At 58.2% G+C, this 19,021-nt stretch carries 19 protein-coding genes; 7 read left to right on the top strand and 12 right to left on the bottom strand.

What is annotated here, in order from left to right; translation table 11 throughout:
- The first annotated feature begins 50 nt into the window (after positions 1-50).
- Complete coding sequence (locus AC2FPW_RS15585; RefSeq protein ID WP_496814421.1) at positions 51-938, top strand: phosphotransferase; 888 nt, start codon at positions 51-53, stop codon at positions 936-938.
- On the opposite strand, the gene AC2FPW_RS15580 is transcribed toward AC2FPW_RS15585, so the two are convergent.
- From AC2FPW_RS15580 to AC2FPW_RS15560, 5 genes are all read right to left on the bottom strand, one after another.
- Complete coding sequence (locus AC2FPW_RS15580; protein ID WP_496814420.1) at positions 931-2,235, bottom strand: NAD(P)/FAD-dependent oxidoreductase; 1,305 nt, start codon at positions 2,233-2,235, stop codon at positions 931-933. The two genes, AC2FPW_RS15585 and AC2FPW_RS15580, sit on opposite strands and share 8 nt — an antisense overlap.
- Positions 2,232-3,050: an ABC transporter permease gene (locus AC2FPW_RS15575; RefSeq protein ID WP_496814418.1), complete on the bottom strand. Its 819-nt coding sequence runs from the start codon at positions 3,048-3,050 to the stop codon at positions 2,232-2,234. The genes AC2FPW_RS15580 and AC2FPW_RS15575 overlap by 4 nt, the downstream gene beginning before the upstream one ends.
- Complete coding sequence (locus AC2FPW_RS15570) at positions 3,047-3,937, bottom strand: ABC transporter permease subunit (protein ID WP_496767349.1); 891 nt, start codon at positions 3,935-3,937, stop codon at positions 3,047-3,049. Before AC2FPW_RS15570 ends, AC2FPW_RS15575 begins: the two co-directional genes overlap by 4 nt.
- Positions 3,937-5,064: an ABC transporter ATP-binding protein gene (locus AC2FPW_RS15565; protein WP_496814417.1), complete on the bottom strand. Its 1,128-nt coding sequence runs from the start codon at positions 5,062-5,064 to the stop codon at positions 3,937-3,939. Before AC2FPW_RS15565 ends, AC2FPW_RS15570 begins: the two co-directional genes overlap by 1 nt.
- 69 nt (positions 5,065-5,133) lie before the next feature.
- The gene (locus AC2FPW_RS15560; protein WP_267363696.1) at positions 5,134-6,219 is read right to left on the bottom strand and encodes a polyamine ABC transporter substrate-binding protein; all 1,086 of its coding nucleotides are present in this window, start codon (positions 6,217-6,219) and stop codon (positions 5,134-5,136) included.
- Positions 6,220-6,359: 140 nt separating this feature from the next.
- On the opposite strand from AC2FPW_RS15560, the gene AC2FPW_RS15555 reads away from it, so the two are divergent.
- Both AC2FPW_RS15555 and AC2FPW_RS15550 read left to right on the top strand, forming a co-directional pair.
- Entirely contained in the window at positions 6,360-7,043 is a 684-nt protein-coding gene (locus tag AC2FPW_RS15555) for a GntR family transcriptional regulator (RefSeq protein WP_480900479.1), read from the top strand.
- 77 nt (positions 7,044-7,120) lie between these two features.
- The gene (locus AC2FPW_RS15550; protein ID WP_480588361.1) at positions 7,121-8,518 is read left to right on the top strand and encodes an aspartate aminotransferase family protein; all 1,398 of its coding nucleotides are present in this window, start codon (positions 7,121-7,123) and stop codon (positions 8,516-8,518) included.
- Between the two features lie 50 nt (positions 8,519-8,568).
- On the opposite strand, the gene AC2FPW_RS15545 is transcribed toward AC2FPW_RS15550, so the two are convergent.
- On the bottom strand, positions 8,569-9,885 hold the full coding sequence (locus AC2FPW_RS15545) for a lytic murein transglycosylase (protein ID WP_496814415.1): 1,317 nt from the start codon (positions 9,883-9,885) through the stop codon (positions 8,569-8,571).
- A gap of 63 nt (positions 9,886-9,948) precedes the next feature.
- Positions 9,949-10,662 (bottom strand): helix-turn-helix transcriptional regulator, encoded by a 714-nt coding sequence (locus tag AC2FPW_RS15540; protein ID WP_496814414.1) that lies wholly within the window; start codon positions 10,660-10,662, stop codon positions 9,949-9,951.
- Positions 10,663-10,746: 84 nt separating this feature from the next.
- On the opposite strand from AC2FPW_RS15540, the gene AC2FPW_RS15535 reads away from it, so the two are divergent.
- Together AC2FPW_RS15535 and AC2FPW_RS15530 are read left to right on the top strand one after the other, a co-directional pair.
- A complete protein-coding gene (locus tag AC2FPW_RS15535; protein ID WP_496814412.1) occupies positions 10,747-11,445 on the top strand; it encodes a glutathione S-transferase family protein in 699 nt (232 codons plus the stop codon).
- A complete protein-coding gene (locus AC2FPW_RS15530; RefSeq protein WP_496814410.1) occupies positions 11,442-11,828 on the top strand; it encodes a DUF1801 domain-containing protein in 387 nt (128 codons plus the stop codon). Before AC2FPW_RS15535 ends, AC2FPW_RS15530 begins: the two co-directional genes overlap by 4 nt.
- Here the strand turns inward: AC2FPW_RS15530 and rnr are convergent.
- The 3 genes from rnr to dapE are packed head-to-tail and all read right to left on the bottom strand — an operon-like array spanning position 11,819 to position 15,843.
- The gene (gene rnr / locus AC2FPW_RS15525; protein ID WP_496814409.1) at positions 11,819-14,077 is read right to left on the bottom strand and encodes a ribonuclease R; all 2,259 of its coding nucleotides are present in this window, start codon (positions 14,075-14,077) and stop codon (positions 11,819-11,821) included. The two genes, AC2FPW_RS15530 and rnr, sit on opposite strands and share 10 nt — an antisense overlap.
- 47 nt (positions 14,078-14,124) lie before the next feature.
- Positions 14,125-14,700, bottom strand: a complete 576-nt coding sequence (locus AC2FPW_RS15520) for a TIGR04282 family arsenosugar biosynthesis glycosyltransferase (RefSeq protein WP_496814407.1) — start codon at positions 14,698-14,700, stop codon at positions 14,125-14,127.
- 3 nt (positions 14,701-14,703) lie between these two features.
- Positions 14,704-15,843 carry a succinyl-diaminopimelate desuccinylase gene (dapE, locus tag AC2FPW_RS15515; protein ID WP_480833076.1) on the bottom strand — a complete coding sequence of 380 codons (1,140 nt, stop codon included), beginning with the start codon at positions 15,841-15,843 and terminating at the stop codon, positions 14,704-14,706.
- A gap of 209 nt (positions 15,844-16,052) precedes the next feature.
- On the opposite strand from dapE, the gene AC2FPW_RS15510 reads away from it, so the two are divergent.
- Entirely contained in the window at positions 16,053-17,111 is a 1,059-nt protein-coding gene (locus tag AC2FPW_RS15510) for a transporter substrate-binding domain-containing protein (RefSeq protein ID WP_480484152.1), read from the top strand.
- Here the strand turns inward: AC2FPW_RS15510 and AC2FPW_RS15505 are convergent.
- Entirely contained in the window at positions 17,108-17,452 is a 345-nt protein-coding gene (locus AC2FPW_RS15505; protein WP_209598381.1) for a DUF8846 family protein, read from the bottom strand. The genes AC2FPW_RS15510 and AC2FPW_RS15505 overlap by 4 nt on opposite strands.
- 115 nt (positions 17,453-17,567) lie before the next feature.
- On the opposite strand from AC2FPW_RS15505, the gene AC2FPW_RS15500 reads away from it, so the two are divergent.
- Positions 17,568-17,903: a cupin domain-containing protein gene (locus AC2FPW_RS15500; protein ID WP_480914625.1), complete on the top strand. Its 336-nt coding sequence runs from the start codon at positions 17,568-17,570 to the stop codon at positions 17,901-17,903.
- Positions 17,904-18,185: 282 nt separating this feature from the next.
- Here AC2FPW_RS15500 and dapD read toward each other — a convergent pair whose 3' ends face one another.
- Positions 18,186-19,013: a 2,3,4,5-tetrahydropyridine-2,6-dicarboxylate N-succinyltransferase gene (dapD, locus tag AC2FPW_RS15495; protein WP_496814404.1), complete on the bottom strand. Its 828-nt coding sequence runs from the start codon at positions 19,011-19,013 to the stop codon at positions 18,186-18,188.
- Between the last annotated feature and the right edge of the window lie 8 nt (positions 19,014-19,021).

The following is a 19,021-nucleotide window of genomic DNA, read 5'->3' as shown; positions in this document are numbered from 1 at the left end:
TCTGTCAGGCAGTACGGGCCAAAGGTTGGCAACTCGACTCGCCAGAAGAAGTGAAAAGACCTCTGCCCGACCTGCCTGCCCCCCCTCATGATCTGGTTGAACGCCTCAGCACTATGGGGTTGGTCAACATGTACGCGCAGTTCGAAATCCTGTATGGTGGTCGGACCAACAGGGTGTGGAAAGTGCTGGGGGACAACGGCGACAAAGTACTGAAGCTCTACAGCCCGACCTTACGCAACCCCTTGTTTCGAAATGATGCAAAGCTGGAAGCTCTCTGCCTCAAGGCGCTTGGTCCGACCGGATTTGTACCAAGGCTGCGCGCGGCAGGACAGCACAGGAACGCGCATTGGGTGTTTTACGACCACGCACCCGGAACACCTTGGCGGAATGGGTCGGACAAGGTTGGTGAACTGCTGCGCAGGTTGCACTCGCTGCCCAACACCATTCCAGCGCCCACCGGGTGTAACGGCAGCGCGGACCTGATGGCCCATGGGCACAGAATTCTGCAAGGGTGCAGATCAGAAACCCGAAACGAACTGGCAAAACTGCAACCTTCGATATCCGTCCCCCCCACGACCAAGACTTGCCTGATCCATGGCGACCCGGTCGCAGGAAATATTCTGGTCGCGTCCCGCGGCCTGACCTTGATCGACTGGCAATGCCCGGCCTTTGGCGACCCGTGCGAAGACCTTGCGCTGTTTCTGTCCCCGGCAATGCAAAGGTTGTACCGGGGCTCACCATTGTCGGACGCGGAAGAAGTTCAGTTTCTGTCCGCCTATCGCAGACCCAAGATTGTTGCCCGTTATCAACGACTCAAGCCATGGTATGCTTGGCGCATGGCCGCTTATTGCCTGTGGCGCGCAGAAAACGGTGCACCCGACTATTCCGAAGGGTTGAAACTGGAAATCGAAACCCTGAAACCGATTGAGTTTACCTGAGGTCGGAAAGCGCAAAGAGGGCGTATGCCGGTGGCATCAATGCGCGACGCCAGCGGCCCAACGGAAATCGTTCAGGAGTTTGCCTCATCGGGGCCGGCAAGTGGGCCTCTTTGCCCAATGCCAGTCGCGCCAATGCGCGCCCGCTGTAAGTCCCCATAGCGACGCCGTTGCCATGATACGCAAATCCGGCAAACATGCCTGGCTGCTTGGGCACGGCACCGACATAAGGCATCAGGCTTCGCGAAAGGCACACCATCCCCGACCAGATATGAGTCGCCTCAACCGCTGCCCAGGCCGGGAACATGCGCTTGAAGTCCTGTTGAACCTTTGCCCGGATCGCGGCCTCGGACCGGGGCGACGACAACAAGCCGCCTCTCATTCCGAACAAAAAGCGCCCATCCGGCATCAGGCGAAAATAGTGCAGAAGATTGCGCGTGTCGTAACATATCTGGTCCGAGTTCCAGCCCTGCGCCGACAGTTCTGCCTGGCTAAGTGGGCGTGTTACCATAACCGTCGATTGCGCAGGTAAGTAGCGTCCGGACATCCAATCGGGGATGTCTTCGCTGGAATACCCGTTGGTACAAATCAGCACGACCTGTGCGTTAACCTGCCCCGCGCTTGTTTGCAGCCTGAAGCCGGACGTCGTTTTTTCAATGTTCAGAACGGGGCTGTTCTGGAAGAAATTCGCTCCCGAAGCTGCCGCAGCGCTTGCCAGCCCGAACAGGTATTTCCGGGGATTGAGCCCGAAGCCAACCGGCAGAGTATACCCACCGAAAAATGCACCACCCATACCGAGCGCTGGTAATTCAGCAGCTTGGTGCAGAATGCCGGTCTCGTCCGCGTATCGGCGCAGGACATCCATCGCATGCCGCGAATGGGCCAGTTGAGTCTCACCGTTGGAATGCGTATCGGCATCTATCCGATGCCGCGCCAGCAGATCGGCAACCAGCTGGACCGCATCCTGTTCAGCCGTCTCATAGGCTTGCGCCGCTTCGCGGCCATAGCGGCGCACCATAGACTTTTGCCCAAGCTTCGATCCGCCAAGACAGCAGAAACCGCCATTGCGACCTGATGCGCCCCACCCCGGTGGGCCTGCCTCGAACACAGCTACCGAGGTCGCGTTTTCGGCCAGATGCAAAGCCGCTGAGACCCCTGTAAAGCCGCCACCGACGATGGCAACATCAACGTTCAGGTCGCCCTGAAGCTCTGGCCAGTTCGGGTTTGCAATGGTTTCGTCCCACCAGCAACCACCACGAGGACCTGCGCCATAGGTGTATTCGGGAAATATCCGTTTCATTCGGTGCGCGCAGCGGCCTGCTCGTCCTGCCGTTGGCGCATCATCGCGCGTTTGGTCACAAGTGAGGCCGTAATCACCCCAACCGTCACGACCGCGATCATAATCGTCGACAGCGCGTTTATCTCGGGGCTGACGCCCAGCCGCACGGCCGAAAAGATCTTGATCGGCAGGGTCGTCGCCGACGGGCCCGATGTGAACGAGGCAATAACCAGATCATCCAGCGACAATGTGAAAGCCAACAGCCAGCCCGAGATTACCGCCGGCGCGATGATCGGCAGGGTGACCAGACCAAAGGCCTGCGCCGGTGAACAGCCCAGATCCAAAGCGGCTTCTTCCAGCGACTTGTCGAATATCACAAGCCGTGACGAGACGACGACCGACACAAAACACATCGAAAATGTTGTGTGAGCCAGAACGATGGTCAGGATACCCCGGTCCAGCCCGATCCCGATAAACAGCAACAGCAGGGACAGGCCGGTGATCACCTCGGGCATCACAAGCGGTGCATAGATCATGCCGGAAAACAATGTCCGGCCAAAGAACCGCTTGCCCCGAACCAGCACATAAGCGGCCGCAGTCCCCAGAATCGTTGCCAGTGTCGAGGAAAACACCGCAACCCGGACCGTGACCCATGCAGCATCCAGAAATGCCTCGTTCTGAACCAGTTCGCCATACCATTTGGTCGAAAACCCGGCCCAGACCGTGACCAGCTTGCTTTCGTTAAAGCTGAAGATGATCAGGATGATCATCGGAATATACAGGAACGCAAAACCCAGCGTCAGCGAAACCGTATTGAACCAGCTTAATCTGTTCATCCGTCAGCCTCCGCCTGTTTCTGCTGGTTGCGCTGGAACAGCACAATGGGAACGACCAGAATAAGCAACAGCACGATCGCGACAGCACTTGCCACGGGCCAGTCTCGGTTCGAGAAAAACTCTTCCCACAACACCTTGCCGATCATCAACGTGCCGGACCCACCCAATAGTGACGGGATCACAAACTCACCGATCACGGGGATCATCACCAGAAAACAACCTGCGATGATGCCCGGTCTGGACAGTGGAATGGTGACCAGCCAGAAGGCTTGTGCCCTCGAGCAGCCCAAATCCTCGGCCGCCTCGATCAGCGAACCATCCATGCGTTCCAATGACGAATAAATCGGCAGGATCATGAACGGAAGATAAGTGTAGACAATACCGATATAGACGGCGGTCGAAGTGTTCAGGATCGTCAAAGGCGTCGAAATGATGCCCGTCCACAGAAGCAGTTGGTTAAGGTACCCTTCATTCGACAGAATGCCCATCCACGCATAGACCCGGATCAGGAATGACGTCCAGAAAGGCAGGATCACCAGCATCATCAGCGTTGGCCGCCATTCCTCGGGCGCACGGGCCATGCCATAGGCGATGGGGTAGCCAACCAGCAAAGTCAGGAAGGTTGAGATCAAAGCGATCTTGACGCTGGACAGATACGCTTTCCAGTACAGGTCGTCCTCGGTCAGCCAAACGAAGTTTTCAAGATCAAGCTGGCTGAAGAACTCTTTGATCCCCGACCAACCAGCTGAAAAATCCAGTGTCGGTGTATAGGGCGGGATCGCAAGCGCGGTATCCGACAGCGAAATCTTCAGAACGATGAAGAATGGCACCATGAACAGCGCCAACAGCCAGACATAAGGTATGGCGATCAGAACAGCGCGGCGCATCAGTCGGCCAGCAGAACCGCAGCCGTGGCCGTCCAGGACAGCCAGACCGGGTCTTCCCAGGTGAATGAACGGCGCGAGATGCGGCGGGTGTTGGCCGTCTGTGCCTTGATGATTGTGCCGTTTGCAAGTTCAACGTGGTAAGTGGACAGATTGCCCAGATACGCGATGTCATGAACCTTGCCTTGCACCGCATTCACTGCATCTGCCGGACGCTCGGCCGAGATTGTCACTTTTTCCGGCCGGATCGCCAGATGGCACAACTGACTGTTTTCAAAGTTCTTCGCTGATGCGGCGGTCAGCGGCGCTTGCCCTTCGGCCCAGTCTACCTGATAGGTTTCCTGTCCGACAGATGTCGCGCGCCCTTCGATGATGTTCACGTCCCCGATGAAATCAGCGACATAGACCGAGGCGGGGTTCTCATAAATCCGGTCCGGAGTGGCAACCTGCATAAGCTGACCCTGATCCATCACCGCCACACGGCTGGCGACTGTCATGGCCTCTTCCTGATCGTGCGTAACGATCACGAATGTGGTGCCGGTTTTTTCCTGAATATCCATCAGTTCGAATTGGGTATCCTGGCGCAATTTCTTGTCCAGCGCGCCCAGCGGTTCATCCAGCAGCAAAAGCTTGGGCGCTTTGGCAAGTGAGCGCGCCAGCGCCACACGCTGCCTCTGCCCACCCGAAATCTGATGCGGTTTGCGGCGCGCGAACTGTTCAAGCCGGGTCAGGCGCAGCATCTCTTCGACCCGGTCTTCCAGATCGTGTTTGGGCATTCTGTCCCGGCGCAAGCCAAAGGCGATGTTTTCCCAGACGCTAAGATGCGGAAAAAGGGCATAGGACTGGAACATCATGTTCACGGCCCGCTTGTTGGGCGGGATCGGGTCGATATCCTTCCCCCCAAGCAGGATTTGGCCTTCGGTCGGTGTTTCGAACCCGGCCAGCATCCGCATCATCGTCGTTTTTCCACATCCCGACGGACCAAGCAGGGCAAAGAACTCTCGCTCGAAGATATCCAAAGACAGGTTGTCGATGGCAGTAAATTCACCAAAACGCTTGGTCACGTTTCGGAACTGGATCAAGGGTTTCGCCTGCGGGTCATCCCATGGCGCAAAGACGTCAGAATTCACTACGGCCCTCGTTCGAATAGCTGGAAAGAGAGGCAAGGCGGCGGCGCCGCCCTGCCGGTGCAATTCGGATCAGGTGCCCGATTTGACCTTGGTCCACAGACGCGTCACGACCCGCTGTGTTTTCGCCGGATAAGGTGTCGTGATGTACAGGTTCTGCATCGTGGCATCATCCGGATAGATGGCCGGATCGCCGATCACGTCCTCTTCCAGAAATTCCTGAGACGCTTTGTTGCCATTGGCGTAATACACATAGTTCGATGCCGCCGCCATGTTGTTGGCGTCCAGAATGAAGTTGAGGAACGTGTGTGCGCCTTCGGGATTTGGAGCATCGACAGGAATTGCCATCTGGTCGAACCACATCAGCGACCCTTCGGCGAAGGGGTGGTATTCAATCTCTACACCGTTATCTGCTTCTGCAGCACGGTCGCGTGCCTGAAGGATGTCACCCGACCAGCCCACAGCAACGCAGATATCGCCGTTTGCCAGTGCATTGATGTATTCCGAGCTGTGGAATTTCTGGATATGCGGGCGGACCGCCGTCAGAACCGCTTCGGTCTTGCCAATCACGTCCGCGTCGTGGCTGTCGGGGTTTTCACCAAGGTATTGCAGCACCATGGGAATGATCTCGGCCGGGGCATCCAGGAAATGCACGCCGCAAGTGGCCAGCTTTTCCATGTTCTCGGGCTTCAAGACCAGATCCATGCTGTTCAGAGCAACGTCGTCGCCCAGAACCTCTTTGACCTTACCGACATTCACGCCGATCCCGGTTGTTCCCCACATGTAGTTGATCGAATACGCGTTGTCCGGGTCATAACCGGCGGTTCGCTCTTCGATTACATCCCAAAGGTTTCCGGCGTTCGAAAGCTTGCTTTGGTCCAGCTGCTGAAACGCGCCGGCCTGGATCTGGCGCTGAAGGAATGTACCTGACGGCACCACCACATCATAGCCCGAACCACCAGCCAGCATCTTGGTTTCCAGAACCTCGTTGCTGTCAAACACGTCATAGATCAGGGTCAGACCTGTTTCTGCTTCGAATTTGCTCAGCAGTTCTTCGTCGATGTAGTCGGACCAGTTGTAAACACGCACCTCTTCAGCAAATGCCGCCGAAGTCCCCAATGCGATGACCGCCGTCATAGTCAGCGTTTTGATTGTCATATTCTTCTCCCTGCAAGTGTACGGGTATTTTCCCGTTTTTTTGGATTTGATCAAGTTTTGCGTTTTCCCTCGATCCAGCGTATGGTTTCACGTGGCCAGTCACCTGACAAGTCAGGCTTAGTCGAAATGGGAAGAACCAATTGGATTTGATCAAAAATAAGGCATATGCGCCGTCGACCGAAGGGGGCAAACAACCCGCGCATGAGCAGGTTTACCAAACACTCAGATCACAGATTCTGTTCGGTGAACTGGTCCCAGGTCAGCCCGTCACAATCCAGGGCCTGACTGATTCGCTGGGTGTTGGGATGACTCCGGTCCGCGAAGCGATTCGCCGGTTGATCTCGGATGGAGGGTTGGTTTTCCAGGGCAATCGGCGCGTCAGTGTACCGCTGCTGAACTCGAACGATATTGAAGAGATGATCTTCGCCAGAATTTCAATAGAATCAGAGCTTTCCAGACGTGCAACCGCCAACCTGAATACGCAGGACATTGATCACCTGGAACGCCTGGACAGGCATTTGGATCGCATGATCGCCGATGGTGATGTCGGTGGCTATCTGCGTTTGAACCAAGCTTTTCACGAAACGCTGTATTCTTACGCAAACGCGCCGATCCTCAGTGATCTGGCTGAAAGACTTTGGTTGCGGTTTGGCCCCTCTTTGCGTGTTGTCTGCGGGCGCTTCGGCACACAGAGCCTTCCGGATCGGCACAAGGACATTATTGCCGCTTTGCGCGCCGGTGACGCAGAAATGACTGCAAAGGCAACCGCTCAGGACATCGAACAGGGTATGGACCTGATGGCGGAGGCATTGACGTCTGTCTGATCTAACTTGATTCGATTGACAGGAAAAAATTTGATCATATTGTGTTCGCCAACTGCGTTCTTGTAGGAGATTCTCCGATGTCTACCATCACCAACCACATGCCGACCGCCGAATTGCAGGCGCTGGATGCCGCGCATCACATTCACCCTTTCTCGGCCAATGGTGCGCTGGGGAAGGAAGGGGCGCGCGTGATCACACGTGCCAATGGTGTTTATCTGACCGACAGCGAAGGCGAGGAAATTCTGGATGCAATGGCAGGCCTGTGGTGCGTCAATATCGGATATGGGCGTGATGAGCTGGCCGATGTTGCCGCGCGCCAGATGCGCGAGCTGCCCTATTACAACACCTTCTTCAAAACGACCCACGTCCCCGCGATTGCTTTAGCCGCCAAGATTGCCGAACTGGCACCGGGCGATCTGAACCATGTCTTTTTCGCAGCAGGCGGGTCCGAGGCAAACGATACCAATATCCGCCTCGTGCGCACCTACTGGGCCCAGAAAGGCCAGCCTGACAAGAACATCATCATCAGCCGCAAGAACGCCTATCACGGCTCATCCGTGGGTTCGGCCTCGCTGGGTGGTATGGCCGGGATGCACGCGCAGGGCGGCATTCCGATCCCGAATATCCACCACATCAACCAACCCAACTGGTGGGCCGAAGGCGGTGACATGTCGCCCGAAGAATTCGGTCTGGCCCGCGCGCGCGAGCTGGAAGAGGCGATTGAAGAGTTGGGCGAAGACCGGGTCGCCGCCTTTATCGCCGAGCCGGTTCAAGGTGCAGGCGGCGTGATCGTCGCGCCCGATACATACTGGCCGGAAATTCAGCGTATCTGCGACAAGTACGATATCCTGCTGATAGCCGACGAGGTCATCTGCGGATTTGGCCGGACAGGCAACTGGTTCGGATCGGAAACCGTTGGCATCAAGCCGCATATCATGACCATCGCCAAGGGCCTTAGCTCGGGCTATGCACCCATCGGCGGGTCCATCGTCAACGACGAAATCGCCGAAGTGATCGGCGGTACCGAATTCAACCACGGCTATACCTATTCCGGCCACCCGGTCGCGGCTGCCGTGGCGTTGGAGAACCTGCGCATCCTCGAAGAAGAGAAGATCGTTGAGCATGTGCGCGATGTTGCCGCCCCCTATCTGAAAGAGAAATGGGAGGCACTGGCAGATCATCCGCTGGTGGGTGAGGCCAAGATCGTTGGCATGATGGCCTCCATCGCGCTGACCCCGGACAAAGCCAGCCGCGCCAAATTCGCATCCGAACCCGGCACGGTCGGCTATATCTGCCGTGATCGGTGCTTTGCCAATAACCTGATCATGCGCCACGTCGGCGACCGGATGATCATTTCACCCCCGCTGATCCTGACACCCGCGGATATCGACGAGATGTTCGTGCGGATCTACAAGTCGCTGGACGAAGCGCAGGCCGAGATCATTGCGCAAGGGCTGATGAAAGCCGCATCTTGATTTAGCGACTTATGCGTCTTCAAAGGCGGCCCACTCGGGCCGCCTTTTCTTTACCGCAACCTCTCCAGCAGGTTTGGCGTGGGGTATCCGTCCGGGACCAGTCCCTGCGCCAGTTGATACGCCCGAACCGCGTTGATCGTATTTGGCCCGGTGCGCCCGTCGACACCCTTTGTGTCAAAGCCCGCATCCGTTAGAAGGGTCTGCAATTCCTTTTTCTCGGCAAAGCTCAGCACCCGGTCGCCGTGCGGCCAGCTGGCCCGAAACGCTGAGCCCCCTGCAAGCCGGTCAGACAGATGCCCGATGCCGATCACATAGGCGTCGGCCCCGTTATACGCCTCGATCACGTTGAAATTGTCAAAAATCATCAGCGCGACGCCCTGACTTCCGGCCGGAAGCAGGATCGCGGCCTTCCCATGATCCGGCACGACGGTGCCATCCCGCGACACGACACCCTGTGCGGCCCATTCAGACGGCATCAGCGTAAAATCACGACGGGCTGAGGCGTAATCGAAATCGGCGGGCAAACGCACCTCCACGCCCCATGGCTGACCCCTGGTCCAACCATGCCGCGCCAGATAAGACGCCGCCGAAGCCAGCGCATCCGTCGGGTCATCCGACCAGATATCCCGTCGGCCATCACCGTCGAAATCCACCGCGTGATCCAGATATGACGTGGGCATGAATTGCGTATGCCCCATTGCGCCCGCCCAACTGCCAAGCATGTTGCCGGCGCTGATATCGCCAGCCTGCACAATCCGCAGGGCAGCGACCAACTGCGTTTCAAAGAATTGTGCCCGCCGCGCATCAAAGGCTAGCGTTGCCAATGAACGAAGCGTTGGACTGCTGCCGCGATAAGACCCGAAAGACGTTTCAAGCCCCCAGATGGCTGTAACCACCTCTTTTTCGACACCGTATTCCGCCTCGATCCGGTTCAACACCTGCCGATGCCGCTGCATGGCCGCACGCCCGCTCGACAGGCGCGTTTCCGACACTGCGGTCTCAAGATACTCCCAGATGGGTTTCGAAAACTCGGCCTGATTACGATCCCGTTCCAGGACATCTTCGTCATAGCTCATCCCCGAAAACACCTGAGTCAGTGTTCCCTGCGAAATGCCCTGCCGTCGCGCGCGTCCCTGAAAGGCGCCAAGCCAGGACTGAAACCTTGCCGTTGTCGCAGAAGCCACGGGCAAGGCCTCAATCAACGGGCGCGGGACCGGACGGATCGAAACGGTCACATCCGCCGAAGCCAGTTGCAGCGCTGCGCGTGAAATCCCGCTGTTTGCCCATCTGGTGTTTTCTGTTGTTTCCGCCTGCACTATGGATGCCCACAATGCGACGGTCATGACGCCGCCTACGCATTTATGCATTCCGTTTTTTCCTGATTACTGCTCGGCAACAGGGTAGCGCAGAATCAGAAATTCACAAAGTGCTCAGACGTTCGCCTCACGCTCCTGCGCAGCACGCTCTGCCCGAATGCGTTCCAATGCCTCGCGCAGCAGGGCCACGCGGTTCGGCCTGAAACTTTGTTCCGTCACTGACATGTCCTGTAAGCGATCCAACCGGAAAACGCGAAAATCCTGTCGCAGGTGGCACCAGCCCAACAACACGTTCGAGTGATCCAGATAGACGATGCTCAAAGGGTTGACGCGCCTGTGCGTAGCGTCGCCTTTCGCGTCCGTATAGAAAAACTCGACCGCGCGCTCATCCCACGTCGCCTGCCGCAGAGTGGCCACGTCAATCGTGGGCTCAGGCGGGCGGTTGAACCGCGTAGCAGCCAGAACCGCGTGGCTGAGCCGATGGGACTGGCGTTGCGGCAAGCGTCCCTGAAGTTTCCGCAGGGCCGTACCCGCTGCGCCCGACAAAGCCGGATCGCCAATCACCTGAACTTCGCGCAAGCCCAGAACCAACGCTTCAAGCTCATCGTCAGTGAACCCCAATGGCGGCAGGGTCGCGTCCTCGATCAGCGTAAAGCCAAACCCCGCTTCGCCATCGATCACGGCACCCAGTCCGCGCAATGCATCAATATCCCGATGAATTGTTCGGGCCGAAACACCCAGATCCTGCGCCAACTGTTCGGATGTTCTGGGCGAAGGGCCAGAACGCAGGGCTTGCATCAGTTGGAACAATCGGGCGGTGCGGGACATGATGTACAATAGCTTACCTCTAATGACAGAAACTGTCATTAGGTCCCGATACTCAGTCAGCACACAATGACACGGAGCCTCATAATGCTGACCCTTCTCACCTTCCCCTCTGCCTTCGGCCTGTTCAGTGCCAGCCCCTTCTGCGTCAAGACAGCATTGATGCTTCAGCAGTCCGGCCAGACCTGGCAACGCTCGGACATGCTTGACCCCCGCAAGATGCCCCACCAGAAACTGCCCGTTTTGCGAACGCCGGAACGCCTGGTCCCGGACAGCGACCTGATCCGCGATTGGTTGGAACAGCAGGGCGCGGATTTCGACAAAGGGTTGACGGATGTCGAAAAGGCGCAGTCCCGCGCCCTGGTGCGCATGGCCGAAGAGCATCTGTATTTTCACATCGTTCTGGATCGTTGGGGCAATGACGAAGTCTGGCCGATCTTGCGTGATACGTTCTTTACCGGAATTCCGGCGTTGATCCGGAAACCGGCATCCAACGCGATCCGGAAATCCGTTCTGAAGGGGATCACGTCACAGGGAATCGGGCGGTTTTCGCTGTCCGAACGGCTGGACCGTATCGAACGTGACCTCGAGGCGATCTCGGCCTATTTGTGGCAATCCTCTTTCCTGCTTGGGGACCGGCCGACATCTGCGGACATGAGCGTTGGTCCAATGCTTGCCGCAATGCGCGCCACACCTGCGGACACCCCCCTGACCCAGCGGATCAAACAGGATAACCTGCTGAACAGCTACGTGGACCGGTTGGAACAGGCGATACCAATTGCATGAAACCCTTTGAGAATCCTTTGGTCGCTTCGACCTTTGAAGCCCTGCCCCCGCATTCCCGTGCGGGGGCTCTGGCCTTGCGGGAGCTTGTGTTTGACACGGCAGCCTCTCTGCCTGCTGTCCCCACGGTGCAAGAGGAACTGCGCTGGGGTCAGCCCGCCTATCTTGCGCCCAAAGGGTCAACGATCCGGCTGGGCGCGCACAAATCGGCAAGTTTCGCCTTGTTTGTGCACTGTCAGAGCCGGTTGATAAGCGATTTCACTTCCGCCTTTCCGGGCGAGGACCGGATCGATGGGAACCGTGCCGTTCTGTTTGATGACACTGCGCAAATCGATCCGACACGCCATGGATGGCTGATTGCCCGCGCGTTGACCTATCACCTCTGACGGCGCCTGCGTTCGACCTTGCGCTTGATCTTGTCTTTCTTGCGCTTGGTGCTGATCGCTTTGCGCCGGGATGATCGCCCTTTTGGCCCATGTCCACGCGGCAGGGCCTGGTCGTCAATGGACAGCAGCTCCAGCTCCAACCCACCGGTCACAGGTGTCGCTTCGGTCAGTCGAACGGTGACACGTTGGCCGATGGCGATAATCAGCCCCGTGTCCGCCCCCATAAGTGTCCCGGCCTCGCGGTCGAAATGGAAGAACTCGCGCCCCAATGATCGCACCGGAACCAAGCCATCCGCGCCGGTTTCGTCCATTTTGACAAATGCACCAAACCGGGCAATGCCGCTGATCCGGCCTGTGAACTCATTGCCAACCCGCTCGCTGAGATACGCGGCCAGATAACGGTCAGTCGTGTCCCGTTCAGCCATCATGGATCGGCGTTCGGTATCTGAGATATGAGTCGCCGTTTCTTCGAGCCGGGTAATCTCGTCTTCGGTCAAACCGTCCGTGCCCCAACCGTGGGCTGAGATCAGCGCCCGATGCACGACCAGGTCGGCATAGCGCCGGATCGGCGAGGTGAAATGCGCGTAGTTCCGCAGCGCCAGCCCGAAATGGCCGAAGTTTTCAGGGTTGTAATAGGCCTGTGCCATCGACCGCAGGGTGGTCAGGTTGATCAGTTCCGCATCCTCGGTCCCGGCGGCGGCGTTCAGCAGCGCATTCAGGTGGCGGGTTTGCAGCACCTGCCCCTTGGCGAGGTTCAATCCGGCGGCCTGCGCCGTTTCCCGCAGGCTTTCCAGTTTCTCGGGCGCGGGTTCCTCGTGCACGCGAAACAGCAGCGGACGGCGCTTGGCGATCAGTGTCTCGGCAGCCGAGACGTTGGCGAGGATCATGAACTCTTCGATCAACCGATGCGCATCCAACCGGTCGCGGAACGCCACGCTTTCAACATGACCCGTCTCGCTGAGCACGATCTTACGCTCGGGCAGGTCCAGTTCCAGTGGCTGTCGCACAGCCCGCGCTTTCTTTAGCGCGGCATAGGCGGCATAAAGCGGTTTCAAGACCATCTCCAGCAATGGCCCAGTGCGGTCGTTCGGGTTGCCGTCGATGGCCTCCTGCACTTCGGCATAGTTCAGTGACGCAACCGAACGCATCAACCCCCGCACAAAACGATGACCAATCTTGTTACCGTCCGCGTCAATCTGCATCCGCACAGCGACACAGGCGCGCGGGACGCCTTCATGCAGGGAACACAGATCACCCGACAGCCGATCAGGCAGCATCGGCACCACACGGTCAGGGAAATAACTTGAATTGCCCCGCTTGCGCGCCTCGCGGTCCAGGGCCGAGCCGGGCAGCACATAAGCAGCAACATCGGCGATAGCGACCCAGATCACATGTCCACCAGGGTTCTTGGGGTCTTCATCCGCGTGCGCGTAACAGGCATCATCACGATCGCGCGCATCCGAAGGGTCGATGGTCAGCAGCGGCATATCCCGCAGGTCCTCGCGGCCCTTCAGGCCTACGGGTTTGGCATTGTCTGCTTCGGCAATGACCTTGTCGGGAAAGTCATCCGGGATACCGTGCTGGTGGATCGCGATCAGCGAAACAGCCTTGGGCGCGGTCGGATCACCCAACCGTTCAACAATGCGCGCGCGCGGCAGGCCCATGCGGTTTTTTGGCCCGGCCTGTTCGGCCTCGACCAATTCGCCGTCTTTGGCACCATGCACCGCGCCATCGGCAACCAACCATTCAGTCTGGCCTGCCTTGTCGATAGGAACGATTCTGCCCCCTTCGGCCCCTTTACGGAATATGCCCACGATCTTGCGCGGGTTGGTCCCGATTCGGCGGATCAGGCGGGCTTCGTAATTGTGATCTTCTTCGTGCACGACGGTCAGGCGGGCCAGAATGCGGTCACCCTCACCCAGGGCCGGGTCGCTGGCCCGCGCGATGATGAGAACGATGGGCTCGACGCCTTCGCCATGCCATTCCAGTGGGCGAGCAAACAGATCACCATCGGCATTCGGGGCCTTCACCTGCAATACACTGACAGGTGGAAGACGGTCTGGATCGCGATAGTTGCGCTTGCGTTTTTCAAGATGTCCTTCGGCCTCAAGCTCTTTGAGGATGCGCTTGAGGTCAATGCGATCCGCGCCCTTGATACCAAAGGCTTTGGCGATGTCGCGTTTCGAGGTCAGGGTGGGGTTCGCCGAGATCCAGTCAAGGACCTCCTGCTTGGTGGGGATGCGAGTCATGCTTCCGGCGTAGCACGCGTTTGCGACCGCGTCATGACCAAAAAACCTCAGGGTTTCAGATCAGCAACCGTATCCACATCGCGCAGTTGGTCCAGCAGGGTCACACGGCAGTTTGGGATTGAGGCAAGTGTGTCGGCCAATGTATGTTCTGTCGACCAACGCACATCGTGGAACAGACCTGCGGGCAGCGCGCCATAGCGCTGCGCACCGACCAGCCAATAGCCGCCATCCGGCGCGGGGCCGAACACCATCTGGGATCGCCCAAGCGCACCAAATGCACAGGCAATATGTGCACGCGAAATACCCGGAATATCCGCACCAATCAGACAAACCGGCCCCTTGGGCATTCCGCGCAACATCCGCTTCATCCGGCCACCCAGGTCGCCGGACCCCTGCGGCGCGCGTGGCAGGTCAACGGGCCAGACACGGCTTACAAGGCCTTCTGCATCGGGCGACACGGCCAGCACAATCTGCCAACGGGGATCACGTAGCCTGCGGATCAAGACGCGGGTCTGATGCCGAAACCACCACGCGGCACCTACCATGCCGATGTCACGCCCCAGCCGCGTCTTGACACGACCCGGTCTGGGTTCCTTGACCATGATCACCAATGTGCGTTGCATGGATCAGGCGAAATAATCCGTCAGGATACGGGTATAGATCGATTTGAGCTGCTCGATCTGCGCAACCTCAACACACTCGTCCACCTGATGCATCGTGCGCCCGACCAAGCCGAACTCCACCACCGGGCAATGGTCTTTGACAAAGCGCGCGTCCGAGGTGCCGCCGGTTGTCGACAGCTCCGGCGTAACGCCGGTTTCGGCTTCGACCGCTTTGGCCACCAGATCCGACAAAGGCCCCGGCGGGGTCAGAAAACTTTCACCCGAAATACTGATCGTGACACCGATTTCGACACCGTACTGAGCTGCCACCTGATCCGCTTCTGATTGCAACCAATCACTCAGGCTTGCCCCGGAATGCAGATCGTTAAAGCGGATATTGACCGCGCCGCTGCATTGCGCCGGGATCACGTTGGTCGCGGCGTTTCCAGTGTCGATGGTGACAACAGCCAGCGTGGAGGCGTCGAAATGGTCCGTGCCCTGATCCAGTTCATGGCTGGCAAGCCGATCCATCAGCCGCGCCATTGCGGGCAGCGGGTTTTTGGCCCGATGGGGATAAGCCGAATGCCCCTGCACACCTGTAATCTTAAACCACGCAGTCATTGAGCCCCGACGGCCGATCTTGATCATCTCACCCATTTTGTTCGGGCATGTTGGCTCTCCTACCAGGCAGACCGACATACGCTCACCCGCGCCTTTCATGTAATCGAGAAGCGCAGTGGTGCCGTCCAACGCATCGCCTTCCTCATCACCGGTAATTGTCAGGACAATTGCCCCATCCGGAGGGGTGTCACGCACGAAATCCATTGCCGCAGCCGCAAAAGCCGCAACTCCGGATTTCATATCGGTAGTGCCGCGCCCATACATCACCCCATCCCGCACTTCGGCCCCGAAGGGCGGCGCAGTCCAGGCAGCTTCGTCGCCGACAGGGACGACGTCCGTGTGACCATTGAATCCGAAACTGCGCGCATGACCTTTCTGCCCCCAACGCGCGAAAAGGTTGCTGATGCCGCCGCGATCAACGCGCGTGCATTCGAAACCTGCCTCCGACAGCACCGCCTCAAGCAAAACAAGTGCTCCGCCTTCTGAAGGTGTGACCGAAGGGCAACGGATCAGTTCGGCTGTCAATTGGACGGGATCAGTCATGCGGGGGCCTCTGGAACTGTGTCTGACGCGGGTTCGCGCACAGATTCAACGATTTGGCCGGTTTTCCAACCCCAATCCGTAAAAAAACGGTCATCCGAATATATAGATATCAAAGCGACACCCCAATAAAACATGGCACTTTACCCTGCGACCACCTTGCCGCCCGCCACAAATTCGCGTTACAGGGCCGCGAAACAGGTGAATTGAATATGAAGCGCGCCTTCTTCGCACTGATCTGCCTGACTTTCGCCGTCATCGCACAGCAAAGCCTGGCACAGTCCCTTTCGGTCACAACCGTGACCCGCCCGCCATTTTCCTATGTCGAGGATGGCGACGAAACCGGCTTCTCTATGGATTTGCTGGCGGCTTTGGCCGAGGCTCTGAACTGGGACTACACGGTCAACCGCGTCGAGGCGTTTTCTGACATGTTGGGTGCCGTGCAGAGCGGGTCTGCAGACCTTGCCATCGCCAATATCTCGATCACCGCCCTGCGTGAAACGCAAATGGATTTCTCTCAGCCGATCTTCGAAGCGGGTCTTCAGATCATGGTACCCTCAGACGCGGTACGAAAACCATCGCTGTTGCAGGCCCTGCTCTCGAAAGAACTGTTCATCGCCATAGGGCTGGCCTTTGCCATTCTCCTCGGTGGCGGCATGTTGATGTGGAGCTTTGAACGCCGCGCCCAACCCTATTTCGACCGCGACTTGAACGAAGCGTGGTTCCCATCGTTCTGGTGGGCGCTGAACTTGGTTGTGAATGGCGGGTTCGAAGAGCGAATGCCGCGCACTCCGTTCGGTCGAATGTTGGGTGTCGTGCTGGTGGTGTCATCCTTGTTCATCGTTTCAGTGTTCACCGCCCGTATCACCTCGGTCATGACTGTGGACGCCATTACCGGCAGCGTGAATTCGGTGAACGACCTTTACGGCAAGACTGTCGGGACAATATCAGGGTCGACTGCGGCCAGTTTCCTGAACCGGCGCGAGATCGAGTTTACCAGCTATCCGGGGCTGAATGAGATGCTGGACGCTTTCAAGGCCGAAGATCTGGATGCCGTCGTATTCGACGCGCCGATCCTGTCCTATTTTGCGGCCCATGAAGGGCGGCGCATTGCGTCGATGACAGGTGGTGTTTTCCTGCGCGAAAACTACGGCATCGCTTTCCCGACCGGATCACCTCTGGTCGAGGATGTAAACCAGGCATTGCTTGGCTTGCGCGAAGACGGAACCTATGACGAAATCTATCGCAAGTGGTTCGGATCGCGGAACTAGGCCTGCGCCTCGTCTCCGAAAAACGGTGTCATCTGCGCGACGATCACTGCGTTTTCATCCAACGCTCTTTGCATCAGCGCACGTTCGTCCGCCTCGATATCGTGACCTTGCGCTTCACGTTCGGCCAATGTGCCGTATCCGGTGACATCCAGTGGTGCGGTGTCGGCCTGCTTCAGGATCGCGACCGTCTCACGCACGGCCTCGGCCTCATCCACGCCGCTGGCATAGCACATCAGCGCCGCGCCGGTCGCCCCATCGGGCAGCCCGTCGCCCTCCTTGCGGCCAATCTGGACCAGAAGGGTATAGACTTGCTGACGCGAGGGTTTCTTTTGCTTCTCCATGCACCGGGCCATAGCCCCGCGCCGGTTCGCGGTCAAGCAGCCAACAATTGCAGGAGCCCCGCCTTGCCCCCATAGTACCCGGAATAAACCGATCCCGAATACAAAGGACGCCTTCATGCCCTACCCAGATTTCATAGCGAGTTTTCCCAGCCTCGACGTACCGTTCCCCGACGACGTGGTGCAAACGGCCGTGATCCGGTCGGATGCAGGATTGGTGGCGTTCTTTACGTTTCTTCAGGATTTCGAATTGCCCTTACATTCTCACAAAGCCCAATGGGGCACAGTGGTGGAGGGTGAGATTGAATTGACCATAGACGGGCAGACCCGGACCTACCGCCCGGGCGACAGTTATTCGATCCCGTCAGGCGTGGAACATGGCGGCAAAATCAAGGCTGGCACGCGGGTAATCGATGTTTTCGAGGAACCGGACCGATATCCGATCAAGGGATAAGCTGGGTGAGAGACTCAGTGAACGCGAGTCTCGACCTCCCCCATTGATTGAAGGCCTCAGGCCCGAAAAACTGTTGAGGTGAATCCGGCGGCGATGGTGAAACCGAAAGTGCTGAGATAAATATAGGAAGCACAGAAGTCGAAGCCATGCAAGGTGAGAACCGCTAAGCACCGCTTCAAGGCTGGCCAAGGCCACGAGCTTGGTATCTGGTTCAGCCAACCTGACCCAAAAAACAAAAGGCCGGAGCGGTTACGCCCCGGCCTTGCGCGTTAATCAGAACGATCAGTCCCGCAGCAATTCGTTGATGCCCGTTTTCGAGCGGGTCTTTTCGTCAACCCGCTTCACGATCACCGCGCAATAGAGGCTGACATTGTTCTTCGACGGCATGGAACCCGCGACCACAACCGAATAGGGTGGAACCTCGCCATACATGACTTCTCCGGTTTCGCGGTCCACGATCTTGGTGGATTTACCAATGAACACGCCCATTCCCAGAACCGAGCCTTCGCGGACGATACATCCCTCGACCACTTCCGAGCGCGCGCCGATAAAGCAATTGTCTTCAATGATGGTTGGGCCAGCCTGCATCGGCTCAAGCACTCCGCCAATGCCAACGCCGCCCGACAGGTGCACATTCTTGCCGATCTGCGCGCAGGATCCGACGGTGGCCCATGTATCAACCATCGTGCCTTCGTCAACGTAGGCCCCAAGGTTCACGAAAGACGGCATCAGCACCACGCCCGGTGCAATATATGCCGACTTGCGAACCACACAGTTTGGAACCGCGCGGAACCCGGCAGATCGCCACTGGTTTTCACCCCAACCGGCGAACTTGCTGTCCACCTTGTCCCACCAGCCGCCGTCCTGCGGACCGCCCGTCTGGATTTCCATGTCCTTGATACGGAAGCCCAGCAGAACCGCCTTTTTGGCCCATTGGTTTACGTGCCAGTCACCGGTTTCCAGCTTTTCCGCCACGCGCAACAAGCCACTGTCCAGCGCATTCAGCGTATCCTCGATCGCCTCGCGCTGCTCGCCTGCGGTGGCGGGCGTGATGGTCTCGCGTGCCTCCCAGGCGGCTTCGATGGCGGCTTCCAGTTGCGCGTTGGACATGGGGTGTC

Source organism: Ruegeria sp. SATB027 (genome assembly GCF_059613825.1).
The sequence above is the reverse complement of the archived record's forward strand: the minus strand, read 5'-3'. Positions and strand labels throughout refer to the sequence as shown.

Coding starts and splice junctions, on each gene's coding strand:
- AC2FPW_RS15580 (WP_496814420.1), bottom strand. CDS start 2,235: ATGAAACGGATATTTCCCGAATACACCTATGGCGCAGGTCCTCGTGGT.
- AC2FPW_RS15575 (WP_496814418.1), bottom strand. CDS start 3,050: ATGAACAGATTAAGCTGGTTCAATACGGTTTCGCTGACGCTGGGTTTT.
- AC2FPW_RS15570 (WP_496767349.1), bottom strand. CDS start 3,937: ATGCGCCGCGCTGTTCTGATCGCCATACCTTATGTCTGGCTGTTGGCG.
- AC2FPW_RS15560 (WP_267363696.1), bottom strand. CDS start 6,219: ATGACAATCAAAACGCTGACTATGACGGCGGTCATCGCATTGGGGACT.
- AC2FPW_RS15550 (WP_480588361.1), top strand. CDS start 7,121: ATGTCTACCATCACCAACCACATGCCGACCGCCGAATTGCAGGCGCTG.
- AC2FPW_RS15545 (WP_496814415.1), bottom strand. CDS start 9,885: ATGCATAAATGCGTAGGCGGCGTCATGACCGTCGCATTGTGGGCATCC.
- AC2FPW_RS15540 (WP_496814414.1), bottom strand. CDS start 10,662: ATGTCCCGCACCGCCCGATTGTTCCAACTGATGCAAGCCCTGCGTTCT.
- AC2FPW_RS15535 (WP_496814412.1), top strand. CDS start 10,747: ATGCTGACCCTTCTCACCTTCCCCTCTGCCTTCGGCCTGTTCAGTGCC.
- AC2FPW_RS15530 (WP_496814410.1), top strand. CDS start 11,442: ATGAAACCCTTTGAGAATCCTTTGGTCGCTTCGACCTTTGAAGCCCTG.
- rnr (WP_496814409.1), bottom strand. CDS start 14,077: ATGACTCGCATCCCCACCAAGCAGGAGGTCCTTGACTGGATCTCGGCG.
- AC2FPW_RS15520 (WP_496814407.1), bottom strand. CDS start 14,700: ATGCAACGCACATTGGTGATCATGGTCAAGGAACCCAGACCGGGTCGT.
- dapE (WP_480833076.1), bottom strand. CDS start 15,843: ATGACTGATCCCGTCCAATTGACAGCCGAACTGATCCGTTGCCCTTCG.
- AC2FPW_RS15510 (WP_480484152.1), top strand. CDS start 16,053: ATGAAGCGCGCCTTCTTCGCACTGATCTGCCTGACTTTCGCCGTCATC.
- AC2FPW_RS15505 (WP_209598381.1), bottom strand. CDS start 17,452: ATGGAGAAGCAAAAGAAACCCTCGCGTCAGCAAGTCTATACCCTTCTG.
- AC2FPW_RS15500 (WP_480914625.1), top strand. CDS start 17,568: ATGCCCTACCCAGATTTCATAGCGAGTTTTCCCAGCCTCGACGTACCG.
- dapD (WP_496814404.1), bottom strand. CDS start 19,013: ATGTCCAACGCGCAACTGGAAGCCGCCATCGAAGCCGCCTGGGAGGCA.